Annotated in this window: 16 protein-coding genes and 2 tRNA genes; 7 read left to right on the forward strand and 11 right to left on the reverse strand. The window is 48.9% G+C overall.

Features of this window, described 5'->3' with window-relative positions:
* Nucleotides 1-42: 42 nt before the first annotated feature.
* A complete protein-coding gene (locus CVV44_16730; GenBank protein PKL37278.1) occupies nt 43-1524 on the forward strand; it encodes a hypothetical protein in 1482 nt (493 codons plus the stop codon).
* Between the two features lie 168 nt (nt 1525-1692).
* Here CVV44_16730 and CVV44_16735 read toward each other — a convergent pair.
* Nucleotides 1693-1766: transfer RNA gene (locus CVV44_16735), tRNA-Met, on the reverse strand.
* 9 nt (nt 1767-1775) lie between these two features.
* Nucleotides 1776-1848: transfer RNA gene (locus tag CVV44_16740), tRNA-Met, on the reverse strand.
* Nucleotides 1849-2040: 192 nt separating this feature from the next.
* Here CVV44_16740 and CVV44_16745 point away from each other — a divergent pair.
* From CVV44_16745 to lnt, 3 genes are all read left to right on the forward strand, one after another.
* Entirely contained in the window at nt 2041-3045 is a 1005-nt protein-coding gene (locus CVV44_16745; GenBank protein PKL37279.1) for a hypothetical protein, read from the forward strand.
* A 259-nt stretch (nt 3046-3304) separates the two neighbouring features.
* Nucleotides 3305-5311 (forward strand): DNA ligase (NAD(+)) LigA, encoded by a 2007-nt coding sequence (locus tag CVV44_16750; GenBank protein PKL37280.1) that lies wholly within the window; start codon nt 3305-3307, stop codon nt 5309-5311.
* A gap of 1 nt (nt 5312) precedes the next feature.
* On the forward strand, nt 5313-6953 hold the full coding sequence (gene lnt, locus CVV44_16755; GenBank protein ID PKL37281.1) for an apolipoprotein N-acyltransferase: 1641 nt from the start codon (nt 5313-5315) through the stop codon (nt 6951-6953).
* 112 nt (nt 6954-7065) lie between these two features.
* Here the strand turns inward: lnt and CVV44_16760 are convergent, their stop codons facing one another.
* From CVV44_16760 to CVV44_16770, 3 genes are all read right to left on the reverse strand, one after another.
* Nucleotides 7066-7527 carry a deacylase gene (locus CVV44_16760; protein PKL37282.1) on the reverse strand — a complete coding sequence of 154 codons (462 nt, stop codon included), beginning with the start codon at nt 7525-7527 and terminating at the stop codon, nt 7066-7068.
* 379 nt (nt 7528-7906) lie between these two features.
* Entirely contained in the window at nt 7907-8599 is a 693-nt protein-coding gene (locus CVV44_16765; GenBank protein ID PKL37283.1) for a hypothetical protein, read from the reverse strand.
* A gap of 87 nt (nt 8600-8686) precedes the next feature.
* Complete coding sequence (locus tag CVV44_16770; protein PKL37284.1) at nt 8687-9514, reverse strand: short-chain dehydrogenase; 828 nt, start codon at nt 9512-9514, stop codon at nt 8687-8689.
* Nucleotides 9515-9664: 150 nt separating this feature from the next.
* Between CVV44_16770 and CVV44_16775 the strand changes: the two genes are divergently transcribed.
* Complete coding sequence (locus CVV44_16775) at nt 9665-11053, forward strand: hypothetical protein (protein ID PKL37285.1); 1389 nt, start codon at nt 9665-9667, stop codon at nt 11051-11053.
* A gap of 129 nt (nt 11054-11182) precedes the next feature.
* Nucleotides 11183-12226 carry a hemolysin gene (locus CVV44_16780; GenBank protein ID PKL37286.1) on the forward strand — a complete coding sequence of 348 codons (1044 nt, stop codon included), beginning with the start codon at nt 11183-11185 and terminating at the stop codon, nt 12224-12226.
* A gap of 6 nt (nt 12227-12232) precedes the next feature.
* Here the strand turns inward: CVV44_16780 and CVV44_16785 are convergent, their stop codons facing one another.
* The 5 genes from CVV44_16785 to CVV44_16805 form a co-directional block, all read right to left on the reverse strand.
* Nucleotides 12233-13138 carry an NAD(P)/FAD-dependent oxidoreductase gene (locus CVV44_16785; GenBank protein ID PKL37287.1) on the reverse strand — a complete coding sequence of 302 codons (906 nt, stop codon included), beginning with the start codon at nt 13136-13138 and terminating at the stop codon, nt 12233-12235.
* Between the two features lie 250 nt (nt 13139-13388).
* Nucleotides 13389-14495: a hypothetical protein gene (locus CVV44_16790; protein ID PKL37288.1), complete on the reverse strand. Its 1107-nt coding sequence runs from the start codon at nt 14493-14495 to the stop codon at nt 13389-13391.
* Nucleotides 14492-15073 (reverse strand): hypothetical protein, encoded by a 582-nt coding sequence (locus CVV44_16795; protein PKL37289.1) that lies wholly within the window; start codon nt 15071-15073, stop codon nt 14492-14494. The genes CVV44_16790 and CVV44_16795 overlap by 4 nt, the downstream gene beginning before the upstream one ends.
* Before the next feature lie 134 nt (nt 15074-15207).
* Entirely contained in the window at nt 15208-16116 is a 909-nt protein-coding gene (locus CVV44_16800; protein ID PKL37290.1) for an EamA family transporter, read from the reverse strand.
* A 187-nt stretch (nt 16117-16303) separates the two neighbouring features.
* Nucleotides 16304-16585, reverse strand: coding sequence for a hypothetical protein (locus tag CVV44_16805; protein PKL37291.1), 282 nt, complete (start codon nt 16583-16585; stop codon nt 16304-16306).
* A 204-nt stretch (nt 16586-16789) separates the two neighbouring features.
* Between CVV44_16805 and CVV44_16810 the strand changes: the two genes are divergently transcribed.
* Nucleotides 16790-19300 (forward strand): hypothetical protein, encoded by a 2511-nt coding sequence (locus CVV44_16810; GenBank protein ID PKL37292.1) that lies wholly within the window; start codon nt 16790-16792, stop codon nt 19298-19300.
* Between the two features lie 45 nt (nt 19301-19345).
* Here the strand turns inward: CVV44_16810 and CVV44_16815 are convergent, their stop codons facing one another.
* Nucleotides 19346-20002 carry a hypothetical protein gene (locus CVV44_16815; GenBank protein PKL37293.1) on the reverse strand — a complete coding sequence of 219 codons (657 nt, stop codon included), beginning with the start codon at nt 20000-20002 and terminating at the stop codon, nt 19346-19348.
* Between the last annotated feature and the right edge of the window lie 73 nt (nt 20003-20075).

The following is a 20075-nucleotide window of genomic DNA, read 5'->3' on the forward strand; positions in this document are numbered from 1 at the left end:
TAAGTTTGTACTATTTTAAGACCAGTTCCATACTATATATATATGATCCTTGCTAAAACATCCCAGCTTTCAAATCAGGTCCAGAAAGGTGAACCGGTACGGTTGAGCTTTCATTATAACAGCAAAGTTATAAATAAATTTGTCAATTCCCTCTTTACCAAGGTTCTATCACAGAATGATATGGCTTACCTCCAGGGGATGGTTGAAACCATTCTGCGCGAAATGATCGTCAATGCCGTTAAGGCCAACACGAAGCGTGTATTCTTTAAAATGCGAAACCTGAATATTGCCGACGAAGGCCATTACCGGGAGGGAATGGAAGACTTTAAGACATATCTCATAAGTGAAATAAATCAGCTGCCGGTGATTTTAAAGAAGAACGGTTACAAGGTCGAGCTTTTCCTGAAAAAAAGCGATAAGGGATTCCGCGTTATGGTCCAGAATAATGCGGCCCTGCTTCCTTTCGAGGAACAGCGGATACGGTTCAGGATAGAGAAGGCGAAGACCTACGGTGATTTTTCCGAAATATATATGGATATTGCCGATGACCAGGAGGGGGAAGGGCTTGGTATCCCCCTGACCATGCTGTTTCTGCGTAACTCGGGCATAGGCGAGGATTCATTTTCAATCGTTTCTAACGGGGAAATAACCCAGTCAGCCTTCACCATTCCGCTGAAGCTGCAGCCCGCCGAGGTTACCGGTTCAATTCAGCAGCAGATCATCGACGAGGTGAGGGACCTGCCCACATTCCCGGAGCATGTTCTGGAAATGCAGGCCCTGTGCAGGAAGAAGGACGTTACCATCACGGAGCTGGCCAATAAAATTTCCATTGATCTCTCCCTGACTGCCGCAGTCATGAAACTTTCCAACTCTGCCGGTTTTGTGACCTCGCGCCGTATCGATACTATACGGGAGGCCGTAAAGGTGATCGGGCTGAAAAACCTGAATGCCATCCTGGTAGCATCGGCGACGAGGAAGATCATGGACGAGCGTTTTTCATCTTTCAGGGATGTGTGGAACCATTGTAATAAAACGGCCTTCTATGCCAGGCTCGTGGCGCAGAGATCCGGGCTTAATGCCGTCACTGACATGGTGTTCCTTGCCGGCCTTCTCCACGATCTGGGTAAGATTATTCTCCTGTCCACCAATGCGGACCTGGCTGATAAGATCGAGAACCTGGTGGTGAAAAGGCAGGTCCGGACATCGACAGTACTGGAGGAGGTCTCCATGGGGATCAGCCACTCCACCATCGGGCGCATGATTGCCGAGAAGTGGAACTTTCCCGAATATATCACCGAGGCCATCACCTATCACCACGCGCCGCTTAATGCAGGGGATAAGTATCGCGATATAGTCTTCATCATCTACCTTGCGAACAAGCTCTGCCTTATCGAAGATAATAAATTTGATTTCAATTACCTGGAAGATGAGGTGCTGCAGCGTTTCAATCTCATGGATGAGAATGAGTTCAATCGTTTTCACCGGTCCCTGGAAGAAAAGTTCGAGCAGCAATCGGCCCTGTGATCCCTTCCTGACCAACAGCAATGATTATGGTCCTGTCGTTGTTTATGCCTGGTATACTTCTGCAACATGCAATAACTTCTGATAAAAATTACTTTTACGCATACATAAACTATGTCTGGAATTTTATCAGAAGATATTGCGGGGATGGTACGTAATGCGGTAAAATATTAGCGGAGGAGGGACTCGAACCCCCCACACCACGGATATGAGCCGTGTGCTCTAACCTACTGAGCTACTCCGCCATAATCAATTAGCGCGGGCAGGATTTGAACCTGCGACCTTTGGGTTATGAGCCCAACGAGCTACCAACTGCTCCACCGCGCGATCTAGGCGACAACGTATAAAACTATGCCATCAGTGTCAATCTTTTTTAATGAACTAAAATAAAAAGGGATATTATTAAAATTTTTGTACAAATAATACTATGTTTTTATCATTCCGCTGCTGATACTGGAAAAATTATTGACCTCCTATTATTAATAGTAATACATAATTTAGCAGGTATCCCGAAATTTCATGCGCAAAGAAGAAAATAAAATGTTTAATCCATTGAAATATTTTAGAAACCGCCGGGTTGGTCTTGCCCTGGGGAGCGGCGGCTCCAAGGGAGTGGCTCATATAGCCGTGATAGAATACCTTCGGAATATGGGCATACCCATTCATATGATCTCCGGTTCCAGTATCGGGGCCGTTGTGGGGGCGTTATACGCCACGGGCAGCCTGGATAAATTCAAGGAGGACCTGCTGCGTAAAACGAAACGTGATTTCTACGGACTGGTGGACCCGGTGTTTCCCCGATCCGGACTCGTGCAGGGCAGGGGGTTCATCAATTATCTTGCGGAATATATTCCCTCTGCAACGAATATCGAGGATCTCTCCATTCCCCTGGGAGTGGTGGCCACGGATTTTTCCAATGGAAAGAGCGTTGTCTTCAGGAGCGGAAATCTTCTCGAGGCGCTTCGGGCCAGTATTTCAATCCCCGGTGTCCTGGTGCCGGTCAGGTACGAAGGGACATGGCTGATGGACGGAGGGGTAGCCAATCCGCTTCCTGTCAATGTAGTGAAAAACATGGGAGCGGGCATTACCATCGCGGTAAACCTTCATCCACGGTTGAATAAACCCGTCATGAAAAGTTACCTGCGTGACAGCGTGGACAGGGGAGGTGTTGTCATCGATTCCGGCGGCATCATCAATGAAGGTGATGGTGAACTGAAGACGGATAAGGCCGGGCAGGCAGGCTGGCTGAAGTCCGTGGAACAGTGGCTTGGCCTGAATAAGAAGCAGAAGGAATCACCGCTGCCCAATATCGTCGAGACTATCACGCAGGCCATCGATATCATGGAATTTGTCAATACGGCCCTGGTTCTGGAATTCTACAAGCCGTCGGTTCTCATCGAGCCGAATCTTGTGGACGTTTCTTCCCTTGATTTTTCCGATGTTTCCCGTCTACTCACGGAAGGGTATCACGCCTGCACGCGGTCCAGGAAGGCCCTGGTACGCAAAGTGAAGATATGGGTGTGACCCGGCCCCCGGCGGATGAAACCGCTCTGTACCAGATAACTGGTTTTCGCCGCCCCCTGAGGGGGCCCAGAAATTGTTGACAACTGGACGATAATGATACAAACCCCTTCCAGGGGTGGCGGATATGGATGATTAAGGAGAACATGTATATCTGCCGGGGTTTAAAGGTTTTTAGAGTCGAGAGCTGTCAAAAACTTACGCCTTGTGTCTCTGTGGTGATCTTGAAAAGATTGAAAAAAGTCATGGTATAAGGATAAATATGGATTCGGTAAAAAAACGATATGACGAGCTCTTTGAGCTGCTGACGAAATATAATCATTACTACTATGAGCTGGACCAGCCGCTCGTGGATGATGCCGAATATGACCGGCTTATGCAGGAGCTGATGGAAATCGAGAAAAGGCATCCCGGTCTGAAAAAGAAGGATTCTCCATCGCAGCGCGTGGGTGGAGCGGCTTCGGCAACGTTTTCTGAAGTGCCCCATGATCCCCCCATGATGAGCCTGGGTAATGTTTTTTCCGAAGCCGAACTTGATGATTTCAATGAACGGTGCAGAAAATTTGTCACCTCGGGAGGGGAGCCGGTCTATTCAGGAGAATTGAAGTATGACGGACTGGCCGTGGAAGTGAAATATGTAAAAGGAAAATTTGTGCAGGGCTCTACCCGGGGCAATGGCGTCATGGGTGAAGATGTGACCGCCAATATGGCTACCATCAAAAAGCTGCCCCTCAAGCTTGTCATGGACCCGGTGCCTGAACTGCTGACGGTGCGAGGCGAGGTCTTCATGACTCACAGTGAATTCGACCGGTTGAACAGAATCCGCGGTGAGGCCGACGAGGCACTCTTTGCCAATCCGCGCAACGCGGCTGCCGGCTCACTCCGGCAGCTCGACCCGGCAGTAACGGCGCAGCGTGAACTCGATATATTTTTTTACGGGATGGGCCGTGTATCGGAGGAATTCACCGTGGAAACGCAGGAGGAAATGTTCTCGCTCCTCGAAAAGGCCGGGCTTCCTGTTTCCCGAGTCAGGGTGACCGGTATTCTGGATGATATGAAAGAATTTTATCGTCACTGGCTCGAGAACCGGCACGATCTTGATTTCGACATTGACGGAATGGTCATCAAGCTCAATGTCTTTTCGGAGCGGGAGCGGGCCGGTGTTACCTCGAAGGCTCCGCGCTGGGCCACGGCATGGAAGTTTCCGGCGAGGGAAGGTATAACCAGGCTTGAGTCCGTGGATTACCAGGTGGGTCGAACGGGCATTATCACTCCCGTGGCGAACCTGGCGCCAATAAATATTGGCGGCGTAGTGGTGAAAAGGGCCACGCTCCATAACTTCAGCGAGATATCGCGCCTGGGGGTGAAAATCGGCGACCTGGTGACCATAATCAGGTCCGGTGATGTCATTCCCAAAATCATTGCCGTGCATAATCCCGGAGACGCATCGCGGAAAACACACGGGGATATTGTGACCCCGGAAAAATGCCCTGAATGCGGCACAGATCTTGCCAGGGAGGATATATATTACCGGTGCACCAACAGCGCCTGCCCTGCGATACGCTCCGAGATACTCAGGTTTTTTGTGTCCAAGGACGGCGCCGACATAGAATATTTCGGCCGGGAACTCGTTGCCCGCCTTCAGCAGAAGGGAATCGTGAAGAGTTACGCCGATATATTCAGTCTCAGGAAGGAGGATCTTCTTGAGCTTGAGAGGATGGGTGAGAAACTGGCCGACAAGATACTGGCATCCATCGAAGCGCGCAGGAATATGACGCTCTCCCATTTTCTCAGGAGCCTGGGCATTAGAAATGTGGGTGAACACGTTGCATCTGTCGTGGCACGCGCCGCCGTGAGCCTTGACAAGCTCCGGGAGATGGATATGGAGCGGCTCATGGAAATAAAAGAAGTGGGTCCAGAGGTGGCGCGCTCGATTTTCCAGTTTTTCAGGGACCCTGAGTCGTCACGGCTTGTGGCCGATATGATGAAAAACGGGCTTGTCGTGAAAGATGAAGACGTGCCGATAGCGGAGGATAATCCTCTGAAAGACAGGACTTTCGTTGTCACGGGCACACTGGAGCATTTCAGCCGGAAGGAGGCTGAGGACCTCATAGTGAAAATGGGGGGCAGGGCCGCCGGTTCGGTGAGCAAAAAAACCGATTATGTTCTGGCCGGGGAATCACCGGGATCAAAGATTGACAAGGCCAGGGAACTTGGAGTGGCCATCCTCAGCGAGGAAGAATTTATGAAAATGACAGGTACGAATTGATATGGGAAGGATAAAAGAATTACTGAAGAATCATTATTATCTCCTGACGGCGCCGCTCATGTATCTCTCCTTTCCCACTTATGACGTGTGGATATTGAAGGCATTTCCCCTGATTGCCTGGTTTTGCATGGTTCCTCTTTTTGTGTATGTGAGGGGCAGGGAAAAGAAAGATATTTATCTGTCGTCCTTCATCACGGGCCTTGTGGCGAATTTTTTAAGCTATGAGTGGATTGGAAATTTTGCCGGTGACCAGACGGGCGGTTATACCATCATCGTTATTTTCCTAATTCCAACTCTTTCGGTCTTTTTCGCCCTGAAAATTTTTATTGCAGAAATGCTTTCCCGTGAATTTGAAAAAGTTCGGTTTATCATATATCCCCTTATATGGGTCCTTATCGACTGGGTGCAGTCCATCGGTTATATTGCCTTTCCCTGGACCAATATCGGGCAGTCCCAGTACACCTTTCTTCCCATGGTGCAGATGTCCTCGGTTGCGGGCATTCTGGGTGTCAACTTCCTTATCATCATTACCGGTTATTCAATTTCCCAGGTGGTATATGACCGGGTGTTTCTCAAGACGGCATGGGAGGATATGTCCGGCCTATGGTCTATCCGGCGGACAGCCCTGCTGGTCCTGCTTATTGCCGGTATAATCACCGGAGGATACCTGGTCATTCCCGGGGAAAAGGGTGCCGTGAAGAGTGATCTGCGCGTAGCCATGGTGCAGACCTGCATCGATCCCTGGGAGAGCTGGAGCCAGAACAGGTTTAAATACCTGGCTGAATTGCAGCGACTCACCGATGCCTCGCTCCGGGAAAATCCCGGTTTAATCATATGGTCTGAGTCGGCCACGCTGGAGACCATATCCTTCGATTTTGAGCGGGGGAAACTCAATCCCTTCCAGAAGGAGCTTCTTGAATCTGTCAGGATAGGCGGGAGGCCTCTTCTTACGGGGGAAATCGGCATAACCGAGGAAATCAGCGGCATGTACCTGCGGCGATACGCCCAGAATAACGCGGTGCTCATTAATGAACTGGGCGAGGTTGTAAAGACCTATCCCAAAATTCACCTGGTGCCCTTTGGAGAGTGGTTCCCCTATGAATATCTTCCGATTGTAGGAAAACCGGTGAAGGAGCTGGCCAATGCCTATGGCGGGTCTAACTTTGTTCCCGGCGAGAGGCCCATGATCTTTTCCCTTGATGGAATCAGTTTCGGAACCCTGGTCTGTTATGAAGGAATTTTCTACCGTCTATGCCGGGAGTACAAGGAACTGGGAGCCATGTTCCTGGTGAATATCACCAATGACGGATGGACCGATACATACCGGGGACATATGCAGCATTTCTCGGCCTCGGTATTCCGTGCCGTGGAAAACGGGCTCTGGGTACTCAGGGCAGGGAACACGGGCTACACGGCCTTTGTTGATCCCTATGGAAGAGTGACCGCGTCGATTCCCATACTGAAGCCGGGATACGTGGTGGGGGATGTGGATTTCCGGTTCAATCACGATACCTTCTATTCCCGTTACGGTGATCCGTTTCAGTATATTTTTATTATATCGGCATTTCTTCTTATTGCGGCTTATCTGGTGCGTCTTGCCGTGAAGAAGCGGCGGAGGGAGCAGCCGGGACAGGAACACTGAAGGGGGTGCGGTTTTGTTCTCAGCGTCATCCCTGTTTTGGAAAGGCGTCCCTTAAGCGGGGCTGCTTTTCATGTTCAAGCTCCAGTCAGGGAGAAGTCCTTTACCTGAAGGCCTAAGTGTGTACCTTGAGAACCCTGGGATGGGTAATTTTCTTAAAATCGTCGAATTTCATCTTGATAAGCTCCGTATGTGACCCCGCGTTAAAGGCGATTTCCTCATCGCGTGTCAGTTCCTCCGATACGAATTCTTCCATCCCGTAAAGATTCCCAAAGGGCGGCATGGCGCCCGTTTCGCAATCCCTGAAAATGAACTTGAATTCTTCTTCGTTAGCCAGTTCCACGTTTCTTGCTTTAAAGGCCTCCTTGATCAATTTCATATTGATCCTCTCATTGGCCGAGCAGACAAACATGGTCATTTTCCCGTCCACTTTCAGGATAATTGTTTTTACGACTTCGTTTCCGTGAATATGAGCAGCATGTGCTGTACGGTGTGCTGTGAAAGCTATGGGGTGTATGATGCTCTCATATTTCACCTCATGACTCTTCAGGTAATCCTTCAGCTTCTGACCTGGCATAACTCCCTCCTCCACTGGAATAAGTTGACCGGTGAGACGCCCTCTCATCATGCGGCACGATGAAGAACATCTCTGGTAACAATATAGCAAGGGAACAGGTCAAAAAAAATTTTTTATTACAGGGTGGAAGTTGTTATGAGGATAAAAAAAAGGCTGCTCGCAGAAATGACAGGCAGCCGTATATGAATCACTGTTACCAGAAGTGATTGCTGATTTAATTGTGTCAATAATGGCATAATAAAATATGATATCGATTTGTCAATCACAACTTAAAAATCTAAAAAAATAACTAATACTTACAAAAAATGACATGTGTTGATATTGTTGGGATTGCTTTTTATAAAATATCCCGATATGGAAGGCGATAGTTCAGGTTTTGCTATCGAAATTCTTTCACAGTTTCGTCGATGATGCGGTCAATAGCGGCCCTGAAATCACCTACCTCCAGGGTCACCCTGCTGTTATGGAGGGAAACTATGCCGTGAAGGGTGGCCCATACCCGCATGAGGTGATGAGTGGTGGGAGTGCCTCGCAGCTTTCTGTTTTTTACAGCCAGGTCCCGGAAGGCCTTTTCAGCGAGCCGTGCCGTCTGCAGGGCTGTTTCATTCTGCATGGCTGCCAGTTCCTGGTGCTCCGTGCCGATATAATCGGCATATTTCGGCAGATCCATGCTGAACATGATGTTGTAATGGTGGGGATGATCAAGACCAAACTGTACGTATGCTCCTGCCATGGCCCGGATGCGTGTGAAAGGAGACGTCGCTGAAGAATGGGCCCCGCTCATGCACTCATGGAGGATTTCAAAACCCCTGGTGACGACCTTGAGATAGAGCTCATCCCTGTTGGAAAAATAATTGTATATAGTTTTTGCCGCGATACCCAGGCGCGAGCCCAGCTTCCTCATGCTGAAATCGGCGTATCCTCCTTCGTTAATGAGGGATACGGCCTCGTCGATGATATTGTCTTTTATGGATTCAACGGTTTCCCGTGATGCGGGAGCTTTTGGCATTGTCTTTCCTCGTAATTTTTTTCTAAATAAAGGAATATTCAGGATCGTTCCTTTTTTTTCCATGCCTCCGTAGTGAAGGATTATTAAAATATCATTGCGGGATTACAGCGCGCTTGATATAAAAATAGTATGTTATTAAATATCTGATCATCACCTGATATTTTTCCGTGCCTTTGCAATAACAGCATCGGAGGTTATTCTCGTTGTCCAGCCGTTGCTCAGGCGGTGAAGGAAATAGAAAAACCTGGTCACATGGCCCGGGACATACATGAATTGCTTTCGCGCCACGGCCTTCAGTATGACTCTGGCCGTGTAGTCGGGCATGAGAAATCCTCCCATGGTTTTTTGCGCCCGGCCTTCGGCGGGAAGAGTTTTGGCTTCCTCAAGGTTCATGGGTGTGTCAACCTCGGGGGGATACATGACTGACAGGGATATGCCCAGAGGCTTCATTTCGTACCGCAGGCTTTCGGCGAAACCCATGAGCGCGGCCTTGGATGTTCCATATGACGTGTATCCGAACATGCCGAAAAGAGCGGCAGCCGACGAAAGTACAACCACTTGGCCTTTCGTCTCCTTCAGGGAATCCAGCAGGGAATGGATCATGTTTCTCACACCGTAGAGATTTATCTTCATTACTTCATCGAACATGTCATGGCTGATGTTCTCGAAACGGTCGGCATGGAGGTTAACGCCGGCGCTGTTTATCAGGATATGGGGTGGGCCGAAATCCTGAACGGCAATATTCATTTTTTTCTGTACATTCCGGTGGTTACCCACATCCACGGACATAATGTTAATTTTCTGCGTTTCCCGGCATGTCAACCGGTCCATTTCGCTTTTTGCCTCCATAAGCTTTTTCCTGTTACGGGCCAGGAGTAGCAGGTCGGCACCCTGCGCGGCCAGAATCTTTCCCATTTCCAGGCCGATACCGCTGGAAGCGCCGGTTAAATATATCATTTTTCCGTCAAAATAGTTCATGCCCTGGCTCCTTTTTTTATATATATTGAAGCAGTAAACTATGTTACGGTAACGCCCGTTTCTGATTTGTCAATTATTTTTATGCGTCCCCCGGGCAGCATTTAATTCTTGACAAAATTAAGGAAAAAATGTAACTTGTGTTACGGTAACATGTGTTACATTAAAAACCACGGCAGGAGTGGCATTATGTCAAAACGAAAAGTCATTATCCGTAAGTGCGATGAGTATGACACGGCTCTGATTTCAGGAATTATCCGCGAGGGTATGGAAGAACTGGGTGAGAAACCCCGGGGGAGGGTTCTCATCAAACCCAATATCGTTACGGCAAATAAGAGCTATATCCATCATTCCTTTACGGAGCCTACCGTTATGGAGGCCATGGTGCAAGTCCTCAGGGATTCTTTCAGTCCCGAGAGTATAACCATGGGAGAATCTGCGGGCATCGGAATGCCTTCGAGAATGTTTTTCAGCGAATCCGATTATTACCGCCTCGCCCGGAGAATTGGTGTTCCTCTTGTTGATTTTAATGAACAGGAGACCAAGGAAATTCCCTTACATAAGGCCAAATGGCATAAAACGCTTCTGCTGGCCAAGGCTTTGTATGAGGCCGATTACAAGATATGGATGCCCAAACTGAAGTTTCATATCGTGACGGATTTTACCAATGCACTGAAACTCAATATAGGCATTACAACGCATAAGGAACGGTTCCTTTATCACGATGACCGGCTTCACGAAAAAATTGTCGATCTCCTTGAGATCGGTTATCCGCATCTTGTTGTGACGGACGCAATCACTATTGGAAGAGGATTTGAATCGAGCCCCTATCCGGAACACTTGGGCGCCATAATCATATCTAATGACCCGGTGGCCGCGGACATTGTAGCTTCACATATAATGAATTATGATCCTGAAAAGGTGCGTTTCCTCGTTGAAGCGCGGGACAGGGGATACGGTTCCCTGTCAATCGATGATGTTGAAGTCAGTGGTGATATCAGCATTGATGAACTGGCGGGAAGAACCCGAAATCTTTATTCACCCTTCCAGGACCTGCAAAAGTTAGATACTCCAATATCCTTTTATGAAGGAGTTAATAAAGAGTCGGGCAATATTTGTTACGGCGGATGCGTATGCAGCATCAAGGGCGTACTGGGCACCTCCGAGAAGCTTCACGACGGTAACCTGAAGCAGGCGAAGAAAGGGGCCATAGTCATGGGGTATTATGAAGGCGATGTAATCCATCCCGGTGAGCCCGTGGCCCTCATCGGAAGCTGCGCCGGCGTATCAGGAAGGCTCGAGGCCGGGAAGGTAATCCGTATCAAGGGATGCCCGGTAAAAGTGGCGGACCTCATGTTCTGGATGCTGCCGCGCTTCCATATTAAAAGTCCCGCCAGCGATCCGCGCAACGCACTTATGCTCATCTATTTTTCGATTATCAAATTATTTATGCGCATGACCATCCCCTTCCGGCCCCGGGCCAGGATTGGGGCTTATAAAAAGACCGGTGATGTGCATCGGTGCGGCGGCCCGTCGATGTAAGGATATTGTCATTGTATAGTGATGCCCGGTTCCTTATAAAAAGGCTTTACACGATGGAAATGAAGATTATCGTGGATTTCTTTGAAGGTTGCCCGTGGGCAATATCCTGCAACACAGGGAAAAATCGCAATGACGGATTTAATACTGGTGATTCTGGGCCTGCTGTCCATTTCATCTCTCTGTTCACTGCTTGAGTCGGTGCTCTTTTCTCTTAGCCGTCCATACATTCAGGTTCTTCTGGATAGGGAAAAGCGTTCGGGTCGCATGCTTAAAAAAATGAAGGACGACATTGATGAGCCCGTGGCGGCAATTCTTACGCTGAATACGGTTTCCCATACCATAGGGGCCGCCATATCGGGCGCCCTGGCTATCAATCTTTTCGGCTCCCGCTGGATGGGGTTCTTCTCGGCATTGCTTACGCTGATGATCCTGGTTTTTTCTGAAATAATACCGAAAACAATTGGCGCACGGTACTGGAAGCATTTAAGTCCCGTGAGCGCCTACATGCTGCGGGGTATGGTTATCGTTCTCAAGCCCCTGATCGTACCCATGAATTTAATTTCCCGACTGTTTTCCCGCGGAGACCCCGGGGAGAGGGTGAGCAAGGCCGAGGTGTATAACCTGGTCCGCATCGGATACCGACAGGGCGTTCTCGATGATGCCGAGTTTGCTATCATGGAAAATCTTTTTAATCTCCGGGATTTCACCGTTGAGCAGATAATGACACCCCGCACGGTCGTTGTTTATCTTTATCCCGATAGCCCGCTGAAGGAATTGCAGAACAGCGCGGCGCGACTTGGTTTTTCCAGGATACCGCTTTATGACAGCCTCACGAACCAAGTCACGGGCATCGTGCTCAGAAGAGACATTATGAACAGTATTGTCGATAAAAAGCTTGGGAGGAGTGTAAAAGCGTTGGCCGTAAAACCGCGGTTTGTACCGGAAACCATGTCGGTGCTCAAACTCCTGACACTGCTTGTGAAAGACCGGGTGCATATGGCCGTTGTCCTGAACGAGTTCGGCGACTATGTGGGGATTGTGACAATGGAAGACGCCCTGGAATCACTCCTGGGAGCGGAAATCGTCGATGAATTCGACCCTGTCGTCGATATGCGGAAACTTACCATGGATAAAATAACTGCGCGCAAAAAAAGAAAAAAACAAAAAAAATAATTTTTTCTACGATGATGACGCGCGGCAGGTATTACGCACGTGCTCTATGGCAGATCGGGCCGCAATGGCCCCTTCGCCCACGGCCTTGCTGATCTGCAGGAAGCCGCCCGTGCAGTCTCCGGCCGCGTAGATTCCCGGGGCATTGGTTTTCATGTTCCGGTCCACAACGATGAAATTTCCCTCGGTGAATACTCCCAGCGACATGGCAAAATCCAGTGATGAAGCGTCTCCCAGGGCGATGAAGAGGCCATGGGTTTCCCTTTCTTCACCGTCGTTGAATACTACCCGGGAGAGGGTGGGGGCGCCCTTCAGGGCCGTGATGTTTTTGGTGATCACCGGTATATCGAGCCCGCGCAGTTTTTCAGTGTATTCTGCGGCCATGGCAATATTTTTTCCCAGAGTGCATATGGCCACATTGGGTGTATATTCATGAAGCTCAATGGCCTGGTTGGCCGCGTAGTTTCCTTCACCCAGCACCACGACCTGTTTGTTTTTAAAGAAAAATCCGTCGCAGCTTACGCAGTAGGATATGCCCCGTCCTTCATAAACGTCCATTCCCGGTATATTGGGCTTTCTCCTGGAAACGCCCGTGGCCAGGATTATGCTGCAGGCCCTGATCTCTTTGGATTCCGTTTTCACCAGGTACCTGCCGTCATCTTCGAAATGGATGGAGAGAACGCGGTCGCACTCCGTATGGGCGCCGAAACGCATGGCCTGCCTGACTCCTTTTTCAATAAGATCCCTGCCCGAAATGGTTTCGTCAAAGCCGAAATAATTATCGATATCATAGTCACCGGCTACTTTGGGATCGCATCCCAGGATCATGGTGTCCAGGCCGGCCCTGCTTGTATAAATGGCTGCCGACAGTCCGGCAGGTCCCTGTCCTATGATGAGCACTTCTGTGTCTTTCATGGTGTATCCTCCTGTATACGTTGTCGGCTCTGATTTTTCCTGTGCTGGTATGATTATTACCTGCACAGGGCATAATTGCAAGGCAAAATCAAGGTTGTTCGCGATGCCGGCAATGTTAACATTTTAGTAAAATGTGAAAAACTAAAATACTTCTGGTTACAAAAATATGCATATCAAAGATACTTGTTTTCAGGAAACCAGGACTAACAGAAGCCCTGGATAGGAGAGGATACGGCTGGTGGGGGAATGGTCACTGGTTCTGACGGTTGCCTCTCTGGCTCTGCCGTCTTTCGCGGATTTCGCGGCGCATTTCGCGCAGTTCACGGTTATGACGAAACTGCTTGTTTCCCGGTACAGGTTCATTGCCATCAACTGGTTTGTCACCGTTTTCAGACTGGTTATCATCAGCTGGGGGAATATTTTCTTCATCGGACTTTTGTTTATCTCCGGGGGCAATGGATTTTCCCTGTTCCCCGGTGTGTTCAGCGCGGTTTTCGAATTCACGTGTCAGGGCAAGGATCTCGTTTCTATCGGCCTCGGTTATGGCATCGGTCCGCATGGTCGAGGTTATGACACAGCGGTTCCCTTCAGTCAACTCGATGGTTTCACCGGTTTCCATAGAGGTAATTTTCAGCCTGCCTTCCGTGAGCAGTACCGTTGTGGCCTTTTCTTCGGCCTGGAGCAGAAATTGTGTTCCTATGGAATGGATAAGGGCCTGCTGCGTATGAAAAGAATATTCGAGGCCCGATTCGTTGTGCCGGAAACGGGCATAGACGGTTCCCCGGTTCAGCAGAAATGAGAATATTTTACGTTCAGATTTGCGGTCGTATCGGGCCTCATCGACTTCAAGGCGTGATTGCGGCGCCATGGCGATGGAAAAGGTCTCCTGCAGGCCGATCTCCGACCGGGATTCACGGGCCGTCTCCAGTGATGATCCCGCCTTAATAGCGGCGCCCTGGGCGGCTTTTGTTTCATTTATCATGAAAGAGCCGCTGATTTTCACGGCAGTTATATCAATGGTTTCGTCACGGCCGTCCCGGAAAAGGGAAAAGTATATTCCGAACATGAACATGATGGATGCGGCGACACCCAGTGCCAGGGGGCGTAGTCTGTCGGGAAGTGCCCTTTTCACCGGTTTTTGCATTGACCGGTAAGACTGTATGAGGCGGCGCTCCACCTGTTCCGAAGGCATTACAGTGCTGTTATCGGATGGTTTGATCAGTGCCAGATGGGCCTCATATTTTTTGGCGCAGTCCTGACAACTCGAGATATGATTCAGCACTTCTTGTAGTTTATCACCCGTAATCAGGCCCAGGGCTGCATTATATATATCATTTTTTTTAGGATGCTTTCTCATATTGAGACATTGCCTCTGCTATATTGTACAAACAGGTACACAAAAATTGCCATACATGCGAGAATAAAAGAGATAAAACCCCCTTTTTTCAGGTATTCCGTGAGCCCTTCCATGACTGTGTGGAGTTTTCTTCTCACGGTCCTCTCCGATTTACCCGTTTTTTCCGCAATTTCCGGGATGGACATGCCGAGTTCTTTCTTCATGACGAAAATGGACCGTGTCACCCCGTCGAGCGTTTCCACGTAGGCGTTTATATGGCTTTTCAGTTCATCACGTTCGATTTTCTCACCAACTCCGTCCTGGATTGCCGGGGAGTTGATTTCATCGATCGCGGTGAATTCAATCCGTTTTTTCCTTTTAAGATGATTGATGCTCAGATTGTGGGCGGTCCTGTACAGGAATGCCCTGACAGTCTCTTCGCGCAGTTCGTGTTTTTTCGAATATTCTATAAGATTGACAAAGCAGTCGTGGAGTATGTCTTCGGCGGTCTCCCGGGACCCGATGAACCGGTAAATATAAATAAACAGTTCCCTGCCGGTCTGACTGTAAATTTGTATTAATTTATCTTCCTTTATCATTATGCAGGTTTTTCGGATATTTCAGGATAGTTCCGTTTCGTAAAACATGGTTCTTGTCGGTGAATGACTTAAACTGGTATAAAGGGAATGTCAATTACAATAATTGAAATATGACAAAAACTGTACGATGAAAATCAGTAGATCGGCGGTTCAATGATTTCTTTCTGCCGCCACTCCTGGCTGATGATTACTCCCGCGATTACCAGGACCGAAGCGGCATACTGATGCATGTTGAATGTTTCATCGAGAATGAGCCATGCAAGGAAGACCGCCAAGACGGGCATGAGATTTACGAAGGCGATGGCCTGGTTCGTGGGTATGCGGCTCACGCCGAAATTAAAGAGCCCGTAGGCCACCAGCGTGACAAATATACCAAGATACAGTATAAGGAAAATGGGCATGGGTTCAAGGCTTTCCGGGATGGCCGTTGAAGGGAAAAACAGCATCGGGAAGAAAAAGATGCTTCCAGTGAAGGCCTGAAAGGCCGTGAGGAAAAAAGGATTATAGCGGGCGCTGAGTTTTTTCATTATAAGGGTGTAGCCGGCGCCGCAGATCATGGCAAAAAACTCCAGGGTGTTTCCCAGGAGGGGGTTCGGAGCGTAGTCCGATGTGTCACTGCTCAGGCTAAGCCAGACCGCACCGGCAGCGGCAAGGATAAAACCGGCGATTGTTTTTTTTCTTATTGATTCGCCCAGGAAGAGTGCGGCTCCTATAGCCACCATGACGGGAAATATGGCCGTTATCATTCCGGCCTGGGAGGCCGTAGTTCTCACCAGGGCCATCATTTCAAAAACAAAATAAAAACACGGTTCGAACAGCGCCATGGCCAGAAGATATTTCCAGTCGCCTTTGCGATACATGCTGCCCCGCAACCACCGGTACAGGAAGAGGAAGCACAGGGAAGCGACAAACATCCTGCCGAAGATGACTATGACCGGGTCAAAGCTCTGAAATGAGAGTTTGAGGGCAATGAACGAGCTGGACCAGAATATCATGGCCGTGAGAAGAGCGAGGGTGGATATGATGCGGCTTTTTTTTTCCAATTCTCAAGATTCCCTGTATGTCGGTAATTATTAAGTTTATAGCACCGATGTTATACAATGCCATGAACAGGCGAACCATAAATGTATCAAGAACTTTTTGAAGCCGCACATGGAAGGCAATAAAGCAGAAAGGGGTGGGGGATATAACCGTTGAGGACGTGGAGTATGTCCCCAACGGCCCTGCTGATCAATATCCGCTCAGGTCTCTCTTGGCGTTGCCGTTTTCATCATAGCACTGGTTGGAATTGCTGTGGCATGAACTGGAATAGCTGGATACGCTTCCGCAATCAGAGCCTTTCGCCTTTTTGCAGATTTCCATGGCTTTTTTTCTGTCTGAAAATGAATCACCGGGAACACAGACCTGGATTTCACCTTCATTCTGGAACCTGTAACACTTGGCCAGCGCTGTTGACGCCGTTATCGCCGATAAAAATATCATCATTAAAATGATACTTATTGTTTTTTTCATAAACCGACCCCCAGGTTTTTTTTTACAGGTTATTGTAGCATCTGAATGATGCGGTGTCAATATGGAACACTGGAAAAATGTAATATCAAGCCCTGGAAGTCGTATGGATAAAATGTGATTGAATTCTGGGATGGCATTAGATAATATCCCTTTGCATGAGCCGCTTATTTTTACAAATACCATGGGAAACAGAAAAAGAACAGTATGGACGGCAATGACGGTAATATAAAAGATGAAATGCAGCGGAAGTTCGATAAGTCTTTCCCCGGCATGGAAATGGATTCCCCGGAGCACAGGGAAAACATCGAGAAATTTAACCGTCTTCTGGACGTTCTGAAGGGACAGCAGCGCAGCAATGCCGAGAAGATGGCCGTCGTGGAACTGCAGAAGCTCGTGGACAGCCTGATCCTCTATCTGGAAAGAAATGAAGCTATCATCACCGAAGCGGAAAAGAAGGAACTCATGGTGATCACCGGGTCCGGATTTGACGCGCTTGTAAAAAAGCGCATGGCCGAAGACCTGATTCATAAAATAAAAAACAGGGTTGACCGTGATAAAAAGCTGAGAATTGAAGAGGATAAGCGCGAGAGTGAGATACAGGAGCTGTTGAACAACAGGCCGGGTCTCCTCAATTGGATCAGGCTGACCCGCTTCGCCCTTTCCTTCGGGACCTTGACCCCGTTTAGTCATCGCTTCAGGCATTCCTGCCTGTCCCTGCTGCGCAATGAGGTGAATTCCTGGATCGACGCCATTGAAAAAGCCCTGGGAGATCTTCTCGATAACGAATATTACCTCTTCAGCAACCTGGAGTACAATGTCCTGCAGACTGTACTGGGCCTCAAAAACGCTATCGAGGATCTTAGGAAAATACCCCTTGCCGAATCATATAATCCTGCAGAACTGTCCCGACCCATGGATGGATTTGCTAACATGTATGTGTCGGTAATCAGAAATGCCGATATAATTGAGACAGCTATAAGGAAAATGGCAGGCCGGCATAAGCAGGAGCACGGCCTCTGGGGGTTTATCAAGAATCTGCTCGATGAACCGATACAGAACGGCAAACCTGTCTTTCAAACGCAGAATGACCGTATGACGCGCACGATTATGGGTGTTCTCCTGTCCTACTACACGGCCCGGGAGCGGGTGATCATACGGTCCATTAACCAGATCATGTATCTCACCGGTTCCGAAGGGAGAGTTGATTCAGGTAAAAAATATCTTTCCAGCCGCGCCATGGATATGGAAAAGGAACGGCGCAATCATCATGACTCGGAGATGGAAGTAACCCGGGAGCGGAAGCGGCTCCTGGACCGTATAACAGATGTCTTTGTTCCGGCGGGTAAAAACATTGAAGAAAGCATGCTGAAAATTGAAAAGACATCGCAATTTGATAAATGCCTGGCGGAACACCGCAAAAATTCCCTGGTCAGGATACGGCACCTGGTGGAGTACTTCATCAAGTATTTTATCGAGGACATAAACCAGGGTGACGATTTCGTTCTCCTCTATGACCGGAACAGTTATACCGGTTATTTTTCCCATCACGCCGACATCACGCAGGTTGCAAAGAACTATTCCCTGGTGTCCTTTGACCTGGTGGGTACTAAACTCAAGGAATTCACCGGCATAGTGAACCGGGCCGAGATTCTTGCTGAAAAGCCCATGGAACAGATTATGAGCGGCGAGGCCGCCATTGATTCCATTCCCGGGGTCCCCTTTGTCAGGGAAGTCCTTCACCGGATAGGAGAAAGAAGCTACATGCTGGGAAACAGGCTTTCGGACCTCCTGGCATATTACAACTCGCGCAAGGAAATCCATAATGAGAATGTCGTGGAGAACTATGATTTTTTCATTAATGCCCGGATGACGAGAAGCAGAAACTGCCGGGCGCCCATGGCATTCGGCAGGGACAGCATATCGCTTCAGGAATTCATAGAGGCAGCCTGTTCACTTTCTTACTTCATCGCCTGGGAGCTCCGTTCCGAGGGAGTAGAGGCCCTTTTAAAAGAGCAAAAGCATCTGACCGAAATTCTGAAGGAAAAAGAAGGTGTGTCTCAACAGGCTGGTGTAATCATCGATTCCGGCGACAGCGATGACCTTGCGGGTGAGCTGGATCATATGTACATTGATACGCTCACGGGTTTCAGGAAGAGCGAGTATCTCAACGATGTCATTATCCCCCGCGATTATGACGAGAAAGGCCGGTACAGGGTTTCATCATCGCGATCCCTGTTTATGCTGGAGATATTCGGCCTGGCGGAAATCAATGCCATGTATGGTCATGATGTGGGCGATAAAGTCGTGCTCGCCGTTACCAGGGCGCTTGCGGAGCATGTCAACGCGGCGAATATGAGTAAAGATAATATTGTCTTACGTCTGACCGGGAATGAATATCTCGGCTTTATCCATAATGCAGCCCAGACGGAATCGGTGGATATCATGCAGCGGATTGTCAAGAGCATTGCGTCTGTTGTTATACAGCATGGTGATACCGAGCTTGAGGATATTCCCGTCATGGCCGCCGTGTACGAGGAACGTCCCGGTTCCTCTTTTTTAATGAACAGCGATGTCGTTCGCAGGATTCTCAGCGTCGTATCGCGGAAGGGGGTGAACATGGTTGGATTTATTAAAAAACCCGATTATATGGTCATGCCCAGGGACTTTGATTCCCGGGGCAACCTGGACGAATCTCTTATAACCATTGTGGAGTAGACAGCCCATCCTTTATTTTCCGCCCCTCGGCGGGACAGGCGTTTTTCAGGAAGCCGATGATTCGTTGAAATAGACACGCACAATATTATCGACCATCCAGTCGATGACCTTTTCGGGTCCTTCCTCCACTTCCTGGAGGACACGGCTGTTGTACAGGCTTACGATACCGTGAAGGCCGCACCAGAGCTGAATGGCGTGATATCGGATGTTTTCAGGGTCAACTCCGCCGGCGCCGTTCACGGCAAAGATCTCCGAAAGGCACTGAGCCGTCAGATGGAATGATTTGAGCGCCGTGCTCTTTTCATTGAAGGCGATTGATTCCATTTCCGTTCCGACGTAATCGGTATATTTGGGCGTGTTACGGTTGAACATTATCTCGTAATAATAACGGTTGCCTATACCAAAATCTATAAAGGCCCGGATCATGGCTTCTCCTCTTATAATGGGGTCGCTGTGTTCGCTGAAAACCGTGGACAGGTCGTCGTAAAGCTGCTCGAAACCCCGGGTCTGGAGCATGAGGTAGAGTTCATCCTTGCTGGAAAAATAATTGTAGATATTGGCCGCAGTCATATCCAGGCGGGACGCCAGTTTACGCATGCTCATGGTATTGAATCCGTCCTCGATGAGCATCTGCAGGGCGGTTTCAAGTATTCGTTCCCGGACAAGTTCCACCTCTTCGCGCGGCCGTGATGTTTTGGGCATTTCAATTCTCCTTCAGGTATGCTGTGTTTTTAAGCCCGATCCATGATAGTGTCAAGCAAAGAAATGTAATGAG

This window comes from Spirochaetae bacterium HGW-Spirochaetae-1, from assembly GCA_002839375.1.
Taxonomy (GTDB): domain Bacteria; phylum Spirochaetota; class UBA4802; order UBA4802; family UBA5550; genus PGXY01.